The organism is Bacillus sp. FSL R5-0447 (assembly GCF_038606125.1).
Taxonomy (GTDB): domain Bacteria; phylum Bacillota; class Bacilli; order Bacillales; family Bacillaceae; genus Bacillus; species Bacillus velezensis.
This window is the reverse complement of record NZ_CP152012.1, coordinates 2138274-2158953: the sequence shown is the minus strand read 5'-3', so window position 1 is coordinate 2158953 and position 20680 is coordinate 2138274. Positions and strand designations below refer to the sequence as shown.

11 protein-coding genes and 1 pseudogene are annotated in these 20680 nt (G+C 42.5%); 7 read left to right on the top strand and 5 right to left on the bottom strand.

Annotation, left to right across the window (positions count from 1 at the left end):
* The first annotated feature begins 1 nt into the window (after window position 1).
* The 5 genes from NYE68_RS10930 to NYE68_RS10910 all read left to right on the top strand — a co-directional run bounded on the left by NYE68_RS10930 (window position 2) and on the right by NYE68_RS10910 (window position 13303).
* Complete coding sequence (locus tag NYE68_RS10930; RefSeq protein ID WP_324635802.1) at window positions 2-7858, top strand: non-ribosomal peptide synthetase; 7857 nt, start codon at window positions 2-4, stop codon at window positions 7856-7858.
* A 308-nt stretch (window positions 7859-8166) separates the two neighbouring features.
* Window positions 8167-9705: a glycoside hydrolase family 43 protein gene (locus NYE68_RS10925; RefSeq protein WP_254003780.1), complete on the top strand. Its 1539-nt coding sequence runs from the start codon at window positions 8167-8169 to the stop codon at window positions 9703-9705.
* A 77-nt stretch (window positions 9706-9782) separates the two neighbouring features.
* A complete protein-coding gene (locus NYE68_RS10920) occupies window positions 9783-11054 on the top strand; it encodes a glycoside hydrolase family 30 beta sandwich domain-containing protein (RefSeq protein ID WP_254003779.1) in 1272 nt (423 codons plus the stop codon).
* Window positions 11055-11195: 141 nt separating this feature from the next.
* Window positions 11196-11903 carry a response regulator transcription factor gene (locus NYE68_RS10915; RefSeq protein ID WP_015417567.1) on the top strand — a complete coding sequence of 236 codons (708 nt, stop codon included), beginning with the start codon at window positions 11196-11198 and terminating at the stop codon, window positions 11901-11903.
* A gap of 2 nt (window positions 11904-11905) precedes the next feature.
* A complete protein-coding gene (locus NYE68_RS10910) occupies window positions 11906-13303 on the top strand; it encodes a HAMP domain-containing sensor histidine kinase (protein WP_324635804.1) in 1398 nt (465 codons plus the stop codon).
* Between the two features lie 53 nt (window positions 13304-13356).
* Here NYE68_RS10910 and NYE68_RS10905 read toward each other — a convergent pair whose 3' ends face one another.
* A complete protein-coding gene (locus NYE68_RS10905) occupies window positions 13357-13668 on the bottom strand; it encodes a DUF4870 domain-containing protein (RefSeq protein WP_033574820.1) in 312 nt (103 codons plus the stop codon).
* 414 nt (window positions 13669-14082) lie between these two features.
* Here NYE68_RS10905 and NYE68_RS10900 point away from each other — a divergent pair, with 414 nt between their 5' ends.
* Together NYE68_RS10900 and NYE68_RS10895 are read left to right on the top strand one after the other, a co-directional pair.
* Window positions 14083-15582 (top strand): cellulase family glycosylhydrolase, encoded by a 1500-nt coding sequence (locus NYE68_RS10900; RefSeq protein WP_254003778.1) that lies wholly within the window; start codon window positions 14083-14085, stop codon window positions 15580-15582.
* 259 nt (window positions 15583-15841) lie between these two features.
* Window positions 15842-16758 (top strand): annotated as a pseudogene (locus tag NYE68_RS10895) (choline esterase).
* A 289-nt stretch (window positions 16759-17047) separates the two neighbouring features.
* On the opposite strand, the gene NYE68_RS10890 reads toward NYE68_RS10895, so the two are convergent.
* The 4 genes from NYE68_RS10890 to NYE68_RS10875 form a co-directional block, all read right to left on the bottom strand.
* Window positions 17048-17263 (bottom strand): hypothetical protein, encoded by a 216-nt coding sequence (locus tag NYE68_RS10890; protein WP_080129979.1) that lies wholly within the window; start codon window positions 17261-17263, stop codon window positions 17048-17050.
* 388 nt (window positions 17264-17651) lie between these two features.
* A complete protein-coding gene (locus NYE68_RS10885; protein WP_063095147.1) occupies window positions 17652-17861 on the bottom strand; it encodes a bacteriocin-like WGxF protein in 210 nt (69 codons plus the stop codon).
* Between the two features lie 13 nt (window positions 17862-17874).
* The gene (locus NYE68_RS10880) at window positions 17875-18495 is read right to left on the bottom strand and encodes an ATP-binding cassette domain-containing protein (RefSeq protein WP_324635809.1); all 621 of its coding nucleotides are present in this window, start codon (window positions 18493-18495) and stop codon (window positions 17875-17877) included.
* Window positions 18492-20657, bottom strand: coding sequence for a DUF1430 domain-containing protein (locus tag NYE68_RS10875; RefSeq protein ID WP_324635810.1), 2166 nt, complete (start codon window positions 20655-20657; stop codon window positions 18492-18494). The genes NYE68_RS10880 and NYE68_RS10875 overlap by 4 nt, the downstream gene beginning before the upstream one ends.
* Window positions 20658-20680: the final 23 nt, after the last annotated feature.

Genomic DNA, 20680 nt, shown 5'->3' with positions numbered 1-20680 from the left:
AGTGTCAGAATTCAAACAACAGGAGTTGTTCTGGGGCCGAATGTTTCACACGGAAGACCGTCCTAGTGCATTCCCTTCGTTTCAAATGTCCGACTCAACAGTAAAGCGTGATATAACAAGTGGATCTGACTGTATTCACAGTTCATTGAGTGCGGATGTATCACGGCGCATCCTGACCATGACGAACCAAACGCCAATGGCCGTCTACCTGGTTCTCCTGATCGGAATTGAATCCCTTTTATACAAATACACGGGGGAAGAAGGCGTGATTACAGGGGTTCCAAGCTTTGAAGACGAAACTGATGAAGATCTTCGTTCAGACCAGCTCATGTTAATCAAACAGCATATCAATTCCGGCAGTACGTTTAAATCAATTTTCCATGAATTGAAACATACGCTGGACGAAGCGATCTTATATCAGGACGTTCCCTTTGATAAAATGGCCGGACAGCTGAGGCTGAACTACAATGCAAATCATTTGCCGATCATCGATACAGTCGTTTCACTAGAGCAAATTCATCCTGATGGTTTCATAGAAACGGCTGCTGCAGATGCTTTATTCCAGTTTGCTATGGGTGAAGACTTGATTGACATAAAGTTATGTTTTAATGAACAAGTCTATGATCGTCAGTATATGATGCAGGTGCTCGGACATTTAAACCGGCTATTTTCTGTCATATTATTTCAGCCTGAGCTCCCCCTCGGTCAAGTGAATATTTTGCCAGAATCGGAGACACATTCACTTCTCGTTGACAATCAAACTGCGAAAACTGAATATCCGCGGGATAAGACGGTTTATCAGTTATTCGAAGAACAGATGAAACGAACACCGGATCAAGCAGCCGTTATTTACGGAGAAAAGCAATTCACATATCGTCAGCTCAATGAACGTGCCAATCAATTAGCCCGAACGTTAAGGAAAAAGGGGGTAAAGACGGATCGGCTCACTGCGATTATCTGCGAACATGAGATCGAACTGGTCGTGGGAATACTGGCCGTTTTAAAAGCGGGAGGGGCCTATGTGCCAATTGATCCGGATTATCCGAAGCATCGCATACAGTATATAGTAGAAGACTCCCAAGCTGATATCGTCCTGACGCAGAGCCATCTTCAAAAACAGTTGGAACTTGCGGGCACAATGGTTTTCCTCGATCAGGAAAGCTCTTACCACGAAGACGGCTCTGACCTGGAACCGATCAGCAGTACGAAGGATTTGGCCTATGTCATTTATACGTCAGGCTCCACAGGCAAGCCTAAAGGAGTGGCAATTGAGCATCAGGGCTTAACCAATTATATTTGGTGGGCCAGCCGGGTCTATGTCAAAGGGGAAAAAACCAACTTTCCCCTATATTCGTCCATCGCTTTTGATCTGACGATAACGTCTGTTTTTACTCCGCTCATTACAGGAAATGCCATTATTGTCTACGGAGGAGAAAACAGTGCTGCCTTGCTTGATTCCATTATTCAGGATTCAAGGGCGGATATTATCAAGCTGACCCCGGCGCACTTGCAGTTATTGAAAGAGATAAATATCCCTGCTGAGTGCACCATTCGGAAATTCATTGTCGGCGGTGACAATTTAAGCACGCGGCTCGCCCGAAGCATCAGCGGGAAATTCGGCGGAAAAATCGAAATTTTTAACGAATACGGGCCTACAGAGACAGTCGTCGGCTGTATGATTTATTCCTTTGATCCGCAATACGACAGACGGGAATCAGTGCCGATAGGAACCGCCGCGGACAACATGAACATTTTCGTGCTGGATAAGAACATGAAGCCGGTGCCGGCCGGCGTCCCGGGAGAAATATATATCAGCGGGGACGGCATCGCCAGAGGATACTTGAACAGAGCGGAATTAACGGCGGAAAGATTTTTGCAGCACCCCTTTGTACCAGAGGTGAAAATGTACCGGACGGGAGACTTAGCAAGGCGGCTGCCGGACGGAAATATCGAATATTTAGGCCGGATCGACCACCAGGTGAAAATCCGCGGTTACCGCATTGAAATCGGGGAAGTCGAATCCGCGTTTTTCCAAATACCGCCGATTCAAGAAGCTCTCGTTACGGCACAAGAAACCAACGGGGAAACATCCTTGTGCGCCTATTATACCGCACAGCATTCTTTAACCGCAGGCGAAATTCGGGAGCACCTGTCCCGGCAGCTTCCGTCCTATATGATCCCTGCTTATTTTGTACAGCTGGCAGCGATGCCGCTTACTTCCAACGGAAAAATAGATCGTCAGGCGCTGCCTGCTCCAACGGGAAATCTCACCGGCAATCCTTATACAGCTCCGCGGACAGAACTGGAAAAAATACTGGCCGGGGTGTGGGAATCGGTATTAGGCGCAGAACAGGTCGGAATCGATGACCATTTCTTTGAGCTGGGAGGAGATTCGATTAAGTCGATTCAGGTAACCTCAAGCTTATATCAAGCCGGGTATAAGCTTGACATCAAACACTTGTTCAAACACCCGACGATCTCCGGGCTTGCTCCTTTTATTAAGCCCGTTACCCGAATCGCAGAACAAGGGGAAATCAAAGGCCGTACCTTATTGACGCCGATTCAGCATTGGTTTTTCGCCCGGCAATACCCTGATCCGCACCATTATAATCAATCTGTCATGCTTTATTTTAAAGAGGGGCTGGACGAATCGAAGCTTCAGAAAGTCATGAAGAAGATTGCCGAGCATCACGATGCTTTGCGCATGGTCTATGTTCAGGGAGATCATGAATACGAAGCCAGAACCCGCGGGATCAGTGAAGGAGAATTATTCAGCCTCGACGTATTCTCTTTACTCGAAGAAAACAACCCTGCCGAAACGATAGAAATGATAGCCAATGACATTCAGCAATCCATCCATTTAGCCGATGGTCCGCTCATGAAACTGGGATTGTTTCAATGTCAGGATGGCGATCATTTGCTGATTGCGATTCATCATCTGGTTGTAGATGGCGTATCGTGGAGGATTTTACTTGAGGATATAACGTCAGCTTATGAGCAGCTCCAAAACGGAGAAGCGATCACGCTCCCTAAGAAGACGGATTCCTATCTGTTATGGGCTGAACGATTGAAACGTTATGCAGAAAGCCCGGAATTTGAAGCGAAAAATCAATATTGGCTTGAGCAGAAACATATCTCGCAACACAAATTGCCAGAGGATAATGAGCAGGAGACCGGTCTGGCCGAAGACCGGGAAACGATCATCGTCCAATGGACAGAGGAAGAAACCGAGCGTTTATTAAAAAAATCGAACCGTGCCTATACGACTGACATTAATGATTTATTGCTGACCGGACTCGGAATGGCTGTTCATCGCTGGACGGGGCATGAAGAAATTCATGTTCATCTGGAAGGACACGGCAGGGAATCTGTTTTTCAAGACGTTGATATTTCACGTACGGTGGGCTGGTTCACAACCCAATACCCGGTTTCTCTTCAAATCCAGGCGGACCGGGACATCTCCCAGCGGATTAGGACGGTGAAAGAACAGCTGCGTCAGATTCCCCAAAAAGGAATAGGATATGGCCTGATGAAATATTTGTCCGATCATCCGAAGGCATCAGAATGGACCGGACATCCGGAAATCAACTTCAATTACCTCGGACAATTTGATCAAGATTTCGAAAATGGAGGAATCGAGGTATCTCCTTACTCCGGAGGGAAAATTGCGAGCGACAGGCACCCCATTGCCTATACGCTTGACATTAACGGCATGATCTCAGACGGTCGGCTGTCATTGGCCATCAGTTACAGCGGTAAACAATATCGAAGAGAAACAATGGAAACATGTGCAGCTCTCTTAAAGAAAAGCCTAAAAGAAGTCATCGAACATTGCGCAGCTCAAGAACACATTCACCTGACGCCAAGCGATATTTCGCTGAAGGACATAACAATCGAGGAATTAGATCAATTTGTTAAGCAAACACAGCATATCGGCGACATTGAAAATATATATCCTTTAACTCCCATGCAGAAAGGTATGCTGTTCCATAGTTTAATCGATTCGGCTTCCAGAGCTTACTTTGAACAAGCCGCTTTTGACCTCAAAGGCGACTTGGATATTGAGGCATTTACAATGAGTTTGTCGCAGCTGGCGGAAAGACACGAGATTCTCCGGACTCATTTTTATACGGAATGGAAAGATCAGCCTTTACAGATCGTATTCCGAAAAAAACCGATCGAAATAACTGTTGAAGATATTCGAAGCATGAAGAATAAACAACGAAACGAGTTCATTGCCGGCTTTGTACAAAAAGATAAGGCAAGAGGATTCGACCTTACCCAAGATGCGTTAATGCGCGTATCAATCCTTCGTACAGAGGACGACCAAGTCCGATTGATATGGAGCTTCCATCATATTTTAATGGATGGCTGGTGTCTGCCTCTTATTACGAAAGAAGTGTTTGAAACCTATTATGAGCTTCTTGAGAGAAGAAAACCGGAGCGGGAAGCCGTCACCCCGTACAGCCGATATATCGAATGGCTGGAAGACCAGGATCATCAGAACGCTTTGGCCTATTGGCAAAAATATTTGGACGGTTATGAAGGACAAACCGTTTTACTGAAAGAACCTGTCTCAAACCAAGCCAAGAAATATCAAAAACAAAGGCTTGCATGCCGGCTCGGAAAGCAGCTGTCAGAAGAAATCAGACAGACTGCAAGCAAGCATCACGTCACCGTGAATACATTCATTCAAAGTGCGTGGGGGCTATTGCTGCAAAGATACAACAACAGTCAGGATGTCGTTTTCGGGTCGGTTGTATCCGGACGCCCGGCAGAAATTCCGGGTATTGAATCCATGGTCGGCTTATTTATCAACACCATTCCCGTACGTATTACCGCTCAGCCTGGAATGACTGTGGAACAAGTGTTGAAAATGAGCCAGGAGCAGGCATTGGCTTCTCAGGCGTATGATACATTTCCGTTGTATGAAATTCAGGCTCAAACTGAACATAAGCAGCAGCTGATCAGTCATATCATGGTATTTGAAAATTATCCGGTCGAGAAACAAATGGAGCATATGAAACCGAATCGTGACGCGCTGGACATTATCAATTTCCATATGGAAGAGCATACCCATTACGATTTCAATTTCATTGTCATGCCGGCTGGAGAAATCGACATTCATTTTGTATACAATAGCAACGTCTATGATCATGCAAGTGTCAAGCGGATGGAAGAGCATTTTATGCAAATCATTAAGCAGATGGTGAACAGTCAGGCGATTCGCGTCCAAGACTTGGATATACTTACGGGAGATGAACGTTCGCTCCTTATAGAGGCATTTAATGATACGGAAGCAGATTATCCAAAGGAAAAGACGCTTCATCAATTGTTTGAGGAACAAGCACAGCGTACGCCTGATCAAACGGCTGTCGTATACGGGGAAAGCCAGCTGACATACCGGGAACTGAATGAAAGAGCGAATCAACTTGCCCGGACATTGCAATCAGAAGGCGTGCAGCCGGATCAGCCGGTCGGGATTATGGCCGAACGTTCCTTGGAAATGATCGTAGGACTCTTCGGAATCTTAAAAGCCGGCGGCGCGTATGTGCCGATCGACCCGAGCTATCCGGTAGAACGGATTCACTATATATTGGAGGATTCGGATACGAAGCTGTTGTTAGCACAGAGTCACTTGAGAAAAAGCGTGCCTTTTACGGGAAAAGTGCTTGACCTGGAAGATCCGCGATTCTCTTTGGAAGATGCTTCAAACTTGAAACAGACGGCCGGACCGAATCACTTAGCTTATGTTATCTATACTTCGGGATCAACAGGCCGACCGAAAGGGGTTATGGTGGAACACCGATCCGTAATCAACCGTCTCGTTTGGATGCAGGAACATTACCCGCTGGATAAGCAGGATGTCATTCTGCAAAAAACCCCAATCACCTTTGATGTATCGGTGTGGGAATTGTTCTGGTGGTCGATGACTGGTTCTAAAGCGGTATTGCTGTCAAACGGAGGAGAAAAGAACCCTGACGTCATTTTAGATACAATTGCGCAGAAAAATGTCACCATTATGCATTTTGTGCCTGCGATGCTGCATGCTTTTCTTGAGTCCATGGAGCAGAAATCCGACGAGGAATTAAAGAGAAAGCTGGCGTCATTAAAATATGTATTTGCAAGCGGCGAGGCTTTGACGCCTGCGCACGTTGCCGGGTTTCATCGCATGATCACACCGGCGGGCGAGGCTCAAATCATTAATTTATACGGACCGACCGAAGCGACGATCGATGTATCGTATTTTGAATGTGAAGCGGGAGAAACGCTTAACTCCGTTCCGATAGGTAAACCGATTTCCAACATTCAATTGTACATCGTACAGCCCGGATCGGAATATTTCCAGCCGCTCGGTGTGGCAGGAGAGCTGTGTATCGCCGGAGACGGGCTCGCTCGGGGCTATTTGAACCGTCCGGAGCTGACAGCTGAGAAGTTTGCAGCTCACCCATTTGAAGCAGGGAAGCGGATGTACCGGACAGGCGACTTGGCAAGATGGCTGCCGGACGGAAATATCGAGTATTTGGGACGAATCGATCATCAAGTGAAAATCCGAGGCTACCGGATAGAACTCGGCGAGATTGAAGCATCTTTATTACAACTCGATGCTGTCAAAGAAGCGGTCGTCATCGCGATTGAAAAAGAGGGCTCAAAGCAGCTGTGCGCTTACTTGTCAGGAGACGAGTCATTAAATACGGCGCAACTGAAGCGTCATTTGCTGAATAAACTGCCTGCGTATATGATTCCGGCTTATTTTGTACAAGTAGAGAAGATGCCGATAACTGCTAATGGAAAAATCGATCGAAAAGCTTTGCCGGCTCCTGAGGGAAATAGGCTTACCGGAACCGAATACACAGCGCCAGGAACGTTAATTGAAAAGCAGCTGGCCGATATATGGAAGGATATTTTAGCTCTGCCTGACCCCGGGATTAAAGATCACTTCTTTGACGTTGGCGGCCATTCACTTAAAGTATTGCAGCTCATTCATCAAATTAACGCCGGTATGGGACTCAACATGCATTATCAAGCCGTATACGATTTTCCTACCATCGAAACAATGGCACGCGCCATTCAAGCGGCAGTTTTCGAATCCGAGACGGATCATAACGTATTCGTCAAGCTGAACCAGGAAGATTCAATCCCTGTGTTCTGTTTCCCGCCTTTAATCGGATATGGACTCGTTTATAATGAAATGGCGAAAAGACTTGACGGCGTCAGCACCGTCTATGCTGCTGATTTCTTAGAAGAGCCGTCTCATGAGAAAGAAATCGTTGACCGATATGCAGAAAGCATGATACGCATTCAGGAACAAGGGCCTTTTGTTTTGCTTGGTTACTCTTCGGGATCGAATTTGGCTTTTGAGGCTGCTAAAGCTTTGGAGAAGCGAGGCCGCACCGTATCTGATGTGATTATGCTGGATTCTAAAATAACCACTTCTGTAACTCATTTATCGGAAGAGGAAATCGAAGAGATCGTCCATCTGAATATGGACATTATTCCGGACTATTACAGAGAAATATTAACCATTCCTTCGATTAAGGATAAAATCAGAGGCTATCTTGCGTACCACAATGAAGTGATCAATTCCGGCGCCGTTAACGCCAACATCCATCATTTGCTATGCGGCGATGTAACCGATGATAGGGGCTGGACACAATCAACAGCACAGCATTATCTTGAGTACAAATTAAAAGGAGATCACGTGACGATCTTTGAACCTCACAATATCGAAGAAAATGCGGAAGCCATTCGATCTATTATTAAAAGGATTGAAGAACGGCATCATCACGGACTTGTTCTTGAAGAACAACTGTCAATGGGATCGTTTGCGGGAAATACGAAGTTTGACAACATGTAAATGATCCAGTGTAAAATGTTGCTGGATGACAGTCAGCGGCATTTTGCACGAAATAGAAGAGAGTAAACTCATAGGCTTGAAACGCTTTCCTCGTTATGCGTTCTCCATGACCATTTGTCATCAAATGTTAAAAGAAAAGCCTCATTTTAAGGAAAAAGAAGGATATTCAGTCATGACAAAAAAGTGTAGCTTATGTTTATGGGTTCTTGCTTTATGATTGAGTTGCTTTACTGGGAAGTCGTCGTATGCTGCCAACACTGCAAATTCCCAAAAGGACCCCTATTTTAGGAAAAGGAGGATATTAAGTAATGAGGAAAAAATGTAACTTATGTTTATGGGTTCTTGTTTTATTATTGAGCTGCTTATCTGGGAAGTCTGCGTATGCTGCCAGCACTCCAATTGCAAAACATGTTGGGAATTCAAATCCGCTTATCGACCATCATCTGGGCGCAGATCCGTTTGCGCTGACCTATAACGGAAGAGTCTACATCTATATGTCAAGCGATGACTATGAATATAATAGCGACGGCACGATTAAGGATAATTCATTTGCCAATTTGAATAAAATATCCGTCATATCTTCAGCGGATATGGTGAACTGGACAGATCACGGAGCGATTCCAGCAGCGGGTGCCAATGGGATGAATGGCGGCCGGGGGATTGCCAAATGGGCAGGAGCATCATGGGCCCCGTCAGCCGCGGTGAAAAAGATCAACGGTAAGGATAAATTTTTCCTTTATTTCGCAAACGGCGGCGGAGGTATCGGGGTTCTCACCGCAGACAGCCCGACCGGCCCATGGACAGATCCGATCGGAAAACCGCTGGTGACGCCAAGTACACCAGGAATGTCCGGCGTTGTATGGCTTTTTGATCCGGCAGTATTCGTAGATGATGACGGTACCGGTTACCTGTATGCCGGCGGAGGCGTTCCGGGCGGTTCAAATCCAACGCAGGGACAATGGGCCAATCCTAAAACAGCAAGAGTCATAAAATTAGGTCCTGATATGACCAGTGTTGCCGGAAGTGCATCTACGATCGATGCGCCTTTCATGTTTGAAGATTCGGGAATGCACAAATATAACGGGACATATTACTATTCCTATTGCATCAATTTCAGCGGCGCGCACCCGGCCGATAAACCCCCAGGTGAGATCGGCTACATGACCAGCTCAAGTCCCATGGGTCCCTTTACATATAGAGGGCACTTTCTGAAAAATCCGGGTGCATTTTTCGGAGGCGGCGGAAACAACCATCATGCCGTTTTCAATTTTAAAAACGAGTGGTACACGGTGTATCATACTCAAACTGTCAGCTCCGCTCTGTTCGGGGCCGGCAAAGGATACCGTTCTCCCCATATAAATAAGGTTGTGCATAATCCAGATGGCTCCCTGCAAGAGGTAGCGGCAAATTTTGCAGGTGTCAAACAGCTATCCAACTTGAATCCATATCACCGGGTAGAAGCGGAAACGTTTGCCTGGAACGGACGGATTTTGACAGAGGCATCCTCAGCACCCGGCGGGCCGGTCAATAATCAACATGTCACAAACATTCATAACGGAGACTGGATTGCTGTAGGAAATGCAGACTTCGGGTCAGGCGGTGCAAGGACGTTTAAAGCAAATGTAGCATCCGCTCTTGGCGGAAAAATAGAAGTGCGTCTCGATAGTCCAACAGGTAAGCTTGCGGGAACACTGAATGTCCCTTCCACAGGCGGAACGCAATCTTGGAGAGAAATAGAAACTGCGGTAAGCGGCGCAGCCGGTGTGCACAACGTATTCTTTGTATTTACCGGAACAGGTTCAGGAAACTTGTTTAACTTTGATTATTGGCAGTTTACGCAAAAATAGCATCAGTACTGTGATATAAAAGCAGGACAGAACACATTTTTCTAATACGGTAAAAGACAGATAAAGGAGAGGAAAAAATGATGTCGAGCGTAAAAAAAACAATTTGTCTATTATTAGTATGTTTCACTACGCTGTCAGTAATGTTAATGGGCCCAGGCGCTGCTGAGGTCTTGGCGGCAAATGATGCAACAGTTAATATATCTGCAGATAGACAAGTGATTCGCGGTTTTGGAGGAATGAACCACCCGGCTTGGATTGGAGATTTGACTGCGGCTCAACGGGAGACCGCTTTTGGCAATGGACAGAATCAGTTAGGTTTTTCGGTCTTAAGAATTCATGTAGATGAAAATAGAAATAATTGGTACAAGGAAGTGGAGACTGCAAAAAGTGCGATCAAACATGGAGCAATCGTTTTTGCTTCCCCTTGGAATCCGCCAAACGATATGGTTGAGACTTTCAATCATAATGGTGACACAACAGCTAAGCGGCTGAGATACGATAAGTACGCCGCATACGCGCAGCATCTTAACGATTTCGTTAATTTCATGAAGAGTAATGGTGTGAATCTGTATGCGATTTCTATGCAAAACGAGCCTGATTACGCTCACGAATGGACATGGTGGACGCCCCAAGAAATCCTGCGTTTCATGAGAGAGAATGCCGGTTCCATTAATGCCCGCGTGATTGCGCCGGAATCATTTCAATACCTGAAAAATATATCGGACCCCATTTTGAATGATCCGCAGGCGCTTAGGAATATGGATATCCTCGGAACCCACCTGTACGGCACTCAGGTCAGTCAGTTTCCTTATCCTCTTTTCAAACAAAAAGGAGGAGGGAAAGAGCTATGGATGACGGAGGTATACTATCCGAATAGTGACAACAATTCAGCGGATCGCTGGCCTGAGGCTTTAGGTGTTTCAGAGCATATTCATCATTCAATGGTAGAGGGAGATTTTCAAGCTTATGTGTGGTGGTACATCCGCAGATCATACGGCCCTATGAAAGAAGATGGGATGATCAGCAAACGCGGATACAACATGGCTCATTTCTCAAAATTTGTGCGCCCAGGCTATGTAAGGATTGATGCAACGAAAAATCCTGAACCGAATGTTTACGTGTCAGCCTATAAAGGAGACAATAAAGTCGTGATTGTTGCCATTAATAAAAATAACACAGGGGTCAACCAAAACTTCGTGTTGCAGAATGGAACTGCTTCGCAAGTATCCAGATGGATCACGAGCAGCAGCAGCAATCTTCAACCTGGAACGGATCTCAAAGTAACGGACAATCATTTTTGGGCCCATCTTCCGGCTCAAAGCGTGACAACATTTGTTGTAAAGCGTTAAAGGCATCAGCATCGCAATAAGCCAATTTTCTTACTCAATAAAGAAAATTGGCTTATTTTCTGTGGGAGAGAAGTGTTGATTTTTAACGATACACGGACATTGGGTATAATAATGACAATGACTTCAAGGAGTGATCAATATATGTCACGGCTTCACAGCAAAGTATTAATCATAGACGATGAAAAAGAAATTTTGGAACTGATCAAAACCGTATTAATAAGAGAAGGCATTGATCGCGTAGTGACCGCTTCGACTGCCCGTGACGGATTGGCTCAATTTCATCAAGAAAATCCCGATCTTGTGATATTGGATATCATGCTGCCAGACGGTGAAGGCTATGATATCTGCAAGCAAATAAGAGACATTTCACACGTTCCTATTATCTTTTTGTCTGCAAAGGGGGAGGAAACGGATAAAATTGTAGGACTTGCCATCGGCGGGGACGACTACATTACAAAACCTTTCAGCCCTAAAGAAGTCGCATACCGGGTCAAAGCGCAGCTGAGACGGGTCTCTTACTTACAGCCTTCTCAAACCGGAACCCTAATAAAAAAAGGGCCATTTGAATTAAACCAACAACAAGCCGAGCTCACCAAAAATGGAGCGGCTATTGAGTTAACACCTAAAGAACTTATGCTTATGACCTATTTTCTGCAGCATCCCAATCGGGTGATCAGTAAAGAAACACTCTATCAAGCTGTATGGGGAGAAGATTTCTTCGGTTCTGACAACACGGTGATGGTTCATATACGCAGGCTCCGTGAGAAAATAGAAAACACCCCGTCAAAACCAGACTTTCTCGTCACTGTGAAAGGGTTAGGCTACAAATTTGTTGTAAAGGATGCATAAGGATGAATTGGCGATTAACAGGCAGATATATGGTCTCTGTCATTATCGTGACCATCATTACAGTCTTCATTAATTTATTTATTTTTATGTTTTGGCTCGTTTTCCAGGCGAACAGCCAACATGACGAAGAAAGTACACCGGAAACTTTCACAAGATCATTCCGACAATATGTCACGTTATCGAACAATGGTATCACGGTAAACAAAGAGGGCCAAAAAGCTTTAAAAGAGCAGAATGCATGGATTCAAATATTAGATGAAAACGGACAGGATGTTTATCATGATAGAGAACCTAAAGGACTGAAGAAAAAATATACGCCTATTGAAATTGTAAATTTACATAAATATAAGGATGAACAATTATTATCAACCATTTACGCCGGCGGAAAAAAAGTAAACGGCAAGGAGTACAGTTACTTTATAGGGTTTAAAAATCCCTCTCTCGGAAAATTTGTCCTCTCATATGATACCAAGGAATTTGTGACGAAGTTCAATGCAGGAACCATCATATTATTATCAATAGATGCATTGATCGCGTTAGTCATTGGCTATCTATTCAGCCGGCAGCTCACAAAACCGCTCGGCCGTGTCATTCAAGGAATCCAGCGGTTAGCTAATGGAGATTATACGATCAACATGAAACCTAAAGGCATTTATAAAGATGTCTTCTATAATGTCAATCATTTATCGGAACAACTATCTTCAAGCAAAAAAGAAAAAGATAAATTAGAGCAAATGCGTGAAGAGTGGATCAGTCATATTTCTCATGACATTAAAACACCATTAGCATCTATTCAAGGCTATGCAGAAATCATCAAAGATCCAAATTACCATCTCACAGCCGAACAGGTCAGAGAGTACGCCCAGATCATTGAGAGTAAATCCCTCTATATGAAAGATGTGATGGAAGATTTAAATTTAACGACAAGGCTGAAAAACAACGATGTGATGTTACATACAGAACGGGTAAACCTTGTATCGCTGCTGCGGGAAACGTTAATTGATATGTTAAACGATTCTAGATATGCGGATAAGTCCATTGAACTTCAAACGAACGTGGAAAAGCTGATGCTGAACCTTGATGCGATATTGATTAGGAGAGCGGTCACGAATCTCATTTTAAATGCCCTCGTTCACAATGATCCTGATGTGAAGATCGTTGTACAGCTTGAACAAAAAGAACGGACCCATGTGACAATTAAGGACAATGGCAAAGGGATAGAAGAAGAGGAGCTGGAAAAAGTGTTTGATCGCTATTACAGGGGGACAAATACAGGAACGACGCATGCAGGCTCTGGTCTTGGAATGGCCATAGCAAAGGATATTATCCAAAAGCACGGAGGGGACATCACCATTCACAGCACCGCGGGAGAGGGGACAACGATAAATATACAATTATGATAATGGCTATACAAAAAAACGGTTCTGCTGATTAATAACAGAACCGTTTTTTCCTATTGTTCCGAAAACACTTTGATTCCTTTGACAATGTTCCAAATGAAAAAATAGATCGCCACAAGGAATGTAGCAGCATACGTCGCTAGCAGGAAAGGCCCGGCGTGCCTGATGTCATTCATACCAAGTAAACCTGAAGCGATGATGCCAATTCCAAAAATCAAATAAGGAATCAGATGCGTCCACAAAGATTTTTTCGCATGATATTTCACATCATCCTGGCCTAAGAAATAGACGATAATCGGAAACAGAAACGGCGCAAAAAATATACTGAAGTAACATAATGAAGACAACATTTTATTTTCTCTCAAACCTTTTCACCTCTATGATTTATTGAAAGGGGGAATTCTTCTGGCTGAATCCCTCACTGAAGTACAACCTTATTGTACAACTCGAACCTTAACCCGTATTAATCCGAACCTTACATCAACCTTAAATTAACAAGGACTCGTCTTCTTACAGCAATCAGCGTGTGTACGTTGGAAATACATTTAATTTTTCGATTCGATTGAAAAATGACGTGTAAAGTCCCGATTCAGCCCGGTTTTCTTTGTTCTATATGTGTCAGGTGTGTCTTATTCAATAGAGATAGAGCAAATTGACAGACTTTAACACCTCCCAAAAACAAGAAATTAGGTTGATAGACAATCATGAGAAAGATTTTTACAATGAGTTCGAGCTCATAAGAAAGAGCCAAAATGATGCGAAGGAGGAAAAGATCAGATATGAAACGGTCAATTTCTATTTTTATTACGTGTTTATTGATTGCGGTATTGACAATGGGCGGCTTGCTGCCTTCGCCGGCATCAGCAGCAGAGACAAAAACGCCAGTAGCCAAGAATGGTCAGCTTAGCATAAAAGGTACACAGCTCGTAAACCGAGACGGTAAAGCGGTACAACTGAAAGGGATCAGTTCACATGGATTGCAATGGTATGGCGATTTCGTCAATAAAGACAGCTTAAAATGGCTGAGAGACGATTGGGGCATAACCGTTTTCCGCGCGGCGATGTATACGGCAGATGGCGGTTATATTGACAACCCGTCCGTGAAAAATAAAGTAAAAGAAGCGGTTGAAGCGGCAAAAGAACTTGGGATATATGTCATCATTGACTGGCATATTTTAAATGACGGCAACCCAAAACAAAATAAAGAGAAGGCAAAAGAATTTTTCAAGGAGATGTCAAGTCTTTACGGAAACACGCCGAACGTCATTTATGAAATTGCAAACGAACCAAACGGTGACGTGAACTGGAAGCGTGATATTAAACCGTATGCGGAAGAAGTGATTTCCGTTATCCGCAAAAATGATCCAGACAACATCATCATTGTCGGCACCGGTACATGGAGCCAGGATGTGAATGATGCTGCCGATGACCAGTTAAAAGATGCAAACGTCATGTACGCGCTTCATTTTTATGCCGGCACACACGGGCAATTTTTACGGGATAAAGCAAACTACGCACTCAGCAAAGGAGCGCCTATTTTCGTGACGGAATGGGGAACAAGCGATGCGTCTGGAAATGGCGGTGTATTCCTAGACCAGTCGCGGGAATGGCTGAATTATCTCGACAGCAAGAACATCAGCTGGGTGAACTGGAATCTTTCTGATAAGCAGGAATCATCTTCGGCTTTAAAGCCGGGAGCATCTAAAACAGGCGGCTGGCCGCTTACAGATTTAACTGCTTCAGGAACATTCGTAAGAGAAAACATTCGCGGTACTAAAGATTCAACGAAGGACGGCCCTGAAACGCCAGCACAAGATAACCCCACACAGGAAAAAGGCGTTTCTGTACAATACAAAGCAGGGGATGGGCGTGTGAACAGCAATCAAATCCGCCCGCAGCTTCACATAAAAAATAATGGCAATGCGACGGTTGATTTAAAAGATGTCACTGCCCGTTACTGGTATAACGCGAAAAACAAAGGCCAAAACGTTGACTGTGACTACGCGCAGATGGGATGCGGCAATCTGACCCACAAGTTTGTGACGCTGCATAAACCTAAGCAAGGTGCAGATACCTATCTGGAACTGGGGTTTAAAACAGGAACGCTGTCACCGGGAGCAAGCACAGGGAATATTCAGCTTCGTCTTCACAATGATGACTGGAGCAATTATGCACAAAGCGGCGATTATTCCTTTTTCCAATCAAATACGTTTAAAACAACGAAAAAAATCACATTATATCATCAAGGAAAACTGATTTGGGGAACAGAACCCAATTAGTTAAGCTTTAGGCGGACATCAGCAACGATGTCCGCTTTTATCATCTTAAACAGCAATACAAGGAGGTTTACGTGGCGGATGAAACTCTGAAACAGTATATGGGCCTGTACAAATGTTGTTAGCAATCTCAAGAAAGCCAAGGAGTAGCTATGATTCACTGAACATATGATGTAATCGTTTCACAGTTTTGAAAAGCGTTTATAGCGCAATGTGTGTATTTCACATCCGCCACTTTTATTACGTAAGGGGGAACAAGAGAATGAAAAAGTATGACGCATTTCCAGAGCCAATTGGCGGCTATACTGTCGGCCGAACCCAGATGGATTTTGAGTACACGGCATCAGATCATACAAAGGGGGCGGTTCTCCAGAATGGGGTACAGTGATCTGTACAGACTTGGCAAGTATGGGATATGTTGTGGTAAGCATCGGCCATCAGAATAGCACGATGTATAAGCGTAAAGATGGGCGCCTGTTTAATGTATCAAAGGATTTTTCGGATATCATTATAGCGTTTTCTGAAGATCCGGAGATGCTGGCTTTGGCAGGTAAGATGGAGATGCGGCCCGACGATGAAACTGCCATTGAGATGTGTCAAAACGTGCTTACACTGCCGATACTTGACAAGTTAACAGAGTATAGTGAATTACAGGCAGAAGATGTAAGGTATGTAGCCGATTATCTTGTCAAATTGGATTCTGGAGAGCTGAATTCCATCTTTAAGGGCAGATTGTTGCTTGACATCGGCATGGGCATAGTCGGACATTCTTATGGAGGGCCTACGACGGCGATTGTTTGCGGGGACGACGACCGGTTCGCCTGCGGGATTGGCTTGGATAGCGGAGCGTTCGGCCTTCAGGGCAGCGACATTAAGAAACCCTTTTTGCTGCTGTTTTCTGAACCGAACTATAACATGAATGCGATCATTGGCGCTAACAATAGCATGGATACCTATTATTTCTCTGTTGATCGTGCTGCGCATTTAGATTACTGCGACATCGTGTTTACCAGTGTGAATAAGGAACTTAGAGGTGAACGGGATGCCATGGAGATGCGAAATCTTGTTACAGACTATACGAAGAACTTTTTTGATCATTACATACTGCAGAAGGCTGCAAGTATGGAAAGTCTGGCATACGATGGCGTGGACTTGATCAAGAAGACCAGCAACAAGTGACATAACCGATTAAAATACTCAAACTGAAAAACCTTTATGACCAATTTAATTTATTAAGGACGTAGAGGTTTTTTAATATTACCTTATAAAAAGGGGATGCTCTTAGAATATAGATCCACTTTTATATTCTCTTCACAATCTCTAGTTTACATAATATATATTCTAGGAAGTTAAATCTTTGATGAAAATTCCGTCTCGTTATCTTAAGTATACTTAGTTGTTGAGACAGAATAAGAAAAATAGGACATATTACGATTTATCTTCAGTGTATATTATGAATAAGACATCTTCATTCATATACATAACAAACTCCGCCTTCTGTAGTTACACACTCAAAATCTTCCCAATAATATTTTCCTTCACTGTCTCTAAAGAAAATTCTTACAGTATCATTACCAAGCCATCTGTATTCTTCAACCTTATCATCAAATTGTTTGTTTCGAATTGGGATTAAATTTCCTGGTTTAGTTGCTGCATCAGCCGCTTGTACTCCAGATACTAGCAAGGCCCCACCAGTGCTGTAGCTCCTGCTATCTTCTTGAATTTACTTTAACATTTTTATTGCCCCCTTTTGATTTGTTTGCCTGCTACTTGCTCAAGGGAAAATTGTCATATTTTGCAGACTGATGGATTATTGTCAGAAAAAATACAAATTTTTACGTATTCCTTCTCTGCACTCTTTCTAGGCAGATTATTTCTTTTATTTATGATAGCTGGTAATCGTGACCACCTAAAACTGTTCGAGGACTTATGTCAGCAATCCCTCTATGCATACGTACTGACATAAAAAAACTGACATAAAAAAACCGGCGCGCTGGCCGGTTTTTTTGTTCCATATAACATATACGTCTCTTGGTTGCTTCAATAAACAGAGAAAGGCACTAGAACCCTTATTAAGCCTCGTAATTTCTGCTGTTTGAACCTAAATTCCTAAAGAGTAAAGAAGAAAGCAGAGCTAACCCAAAATAAACAACAACGAATCCACCCCAGAAGATTATTGCTTGATCAAAAGGGAAGCCAAACATTCTAAAGATTACTCTGTGAACGACCCCTGTAATAATAATCAGGACACTTGTAGACAGTGCAAAAGTAATATGTTTCATTTAGAACCTCTCCTTATGAAAGATTAATAACTCTGTCAGACCCATTGGCGATTTCTTGATCGTGAGTAACACAAATAATCGTTTTCCCCATACCTTTTAACTGATGAAATAAAGACAAAATAATGCTTTTGTTATATTCGTCTAAGTTTCCTGTCGGTTCATCAGCCAGGATAATATCACAAGGCTTCAAAATAATTCTTGCGATGGCCACACGTTGTTGCTCTCCGCCACTCAGTTGATAAACCTTTTTCTTTAAAAAGCTTTTATCCAGACCAACCATTTCTAAAGCTTCTGTCAACTTTTCTTTCTTAAAGTCTTTTGCATAAGCCGTCGAAAGCTGTAAATTTGTTAATACTGTTTCATTGTCCATAAGCACATAATTTTGAAAGATATACCCTAAGTTTTCTCTCCTTAGTTTCATCACCTCTGTAGGTTTAGGGTTTCGAAAGCCTAAAATTTCAACATTTCCTGAGTGTGGAGTATCAAGAAGACCTATGATATTTAGCAGGGTAGTCTTCCCTGAACCGCTCTTACCAACAATTGAAACAAATTCATTTTCTTTTATCTGAAGAGAGAAATTCGAAAGAACAGGTTTTTCATCAAACGTCTTTGATATGTGGTTGAGTGTAATCATATTCTATCTCCTTTTAAGATCCTATTCATGTTTTTCCTGTTTAAATAGACACTCAGGAAATAAAGAATAAGCAGCTCGATTACAATAAACAGCCCAACAAAAATTGTTAATTCAAAGATTTTGTAATAAATACTGCATCCTAAACCTATAAGGCAATTGGTTAAAAGGGAAAAGATGATTAAATTTTTATTTCTGGCCCAATATGAATATCCAAAAAGCTCTTTAAGGTACAGCCGATATGCATTTGCGCTGTAATACGACCAAATATAAGCGACAAGAAAGGCTGCGGACAGGATAACCGTTATTGTTAGGCCAATTAAATTCTGTAAGAATTGATTCTGAATTCTTGCTATATTGTCGCTTAACTCTTGATAAACAGAAATTGATGAATCAATTAGATCTCTGGTATTGGTCTTCTCCAAATAAGGAACTATGCGATCATACGCCATGCCTTTTGAAGAATCTGAAAAGAATAAACATGAGGTTGAGTAAGCACCTATAACAGATGGATCAACGTTATCTGTGAAAACAGCAGCTATTGGATCAACAATGTTATTTTTATTGCCGGCATCACCAAGTTGACTATTAAAGGTGAAATACTCCTGCCTATTTTTAGTATAAATGATGTTGATTTTCAATTCATCTTTTTTAAGTGTGTTTAGAGGTTGCTTCATCTCCTTGTTATACATATTATCTAATTCAACTTTTTCAAAGAAGAAATGGTCCCTGTATGCTTCTATGATGTTTTCTTGATATTTTTCATATTTTTGTGGTAAGAGCAGGTTCAATGTATTCGAATCAAGCCTTAATTCCTTTCTGCTTATGGCTTCCCCATTAGCGCCGATAATGGGATTTACCTTTAAATAATTAGGGCTGATTGTAATGCTGCGTCCAGAAGGGGAATAAATTTCATTTTTCTTTGTCGTATTTAAGGTGTAAAAATAAACAGGTTTTTTTCCGTCTTTTCTTAGTAAACCATAGTTTTGTGCATCAATGACAAACGCATTTTTATGCTTCTCTAATTGATGATACAACGCGCGAACTCTAACATTTTTCTCTCTGTCTAATTTTAAATCACCATAGTCGATGCCGGTATTGGCAAAGCTTGTCTTATAAGTGTTTTGTGTCTTTTTCCAATACGATTGATTATCAAGCTGCTGTTTGAGATCGAATACGTTAGAAAGTGAAAACGCAACAATATTGAAAAGCAATATCGTGACAACAATTTTAAAGCCTACAGATAACCATTGGAATTTTTTAATCGGTGTGCTGCCTTTGATCGAGCCACTAATGTCGCTGTTGTTATACAAGACGAGGGTAACCATGATGGTGTATACCATCATGATAAGCGCACCAATCACCGCGTTTCTAATGTAAATTCTAAGATATGCAGCCAACCAGTCATTTAAACTGAAAGAAAAGGCTAGCAAAGCTACAATAATTGCGCCGCAAAATATGATTATAATTAGAGGCTTCAAAAACATTGCTGGGTAAGAAAGCAGTGTTTTAACTTTGGAATACCCCCATAACTTTTGCAGCAGAAGCCGTTTGCGATTTTTAATTACAAAATAAAGGACACCAATAAACAAAATCAGCATAGAGAGCAACACTAGCATAAGCAAAGTTTTGTTAAACATAAAAGCAGTATTCTCAGTGATGTCATCAAAACTTACTTCACCATAGTCAGCAAAAAGGTTTTGTGCTTTTTCCAATACCTTTTCATCGTTAGATGAAATATAAAATTTGCTTCCTATGCCTATATTCTTTATTTGGTTAAAATCAAAATATCTGATTTTCCATGTCGAGAGTGGAAAAGAAATGCTGCCGATCATCTTCTGATTTGAATGATCTCTTAGAAAATTTGACACAAGTTTATTGCCGTTATGTATTGATGGTTCATTTTCAGGGTTTGTAGAATAGATGTTTAAGCTCTTCTCATCTAAGAAATTGTATTGAGAAATATTCACTTTGTTTTCTTTGGAGAAGGCGGCCAATCTCTTTACAAAGTCCTCACTTTTAAATTCTGAAGTATAATTGATTATCAATGCTTCTTTATTTGAGAATAAAGTGTAATAGATTTGTTTGTTAAGAGTGTAATGATAGCTTGACATATTCATTGAGAGCAAAACCAAAATGAACAATATGTAGATTGTTTTCTTCATTGGACAGCCTCCATAAAAAGAAA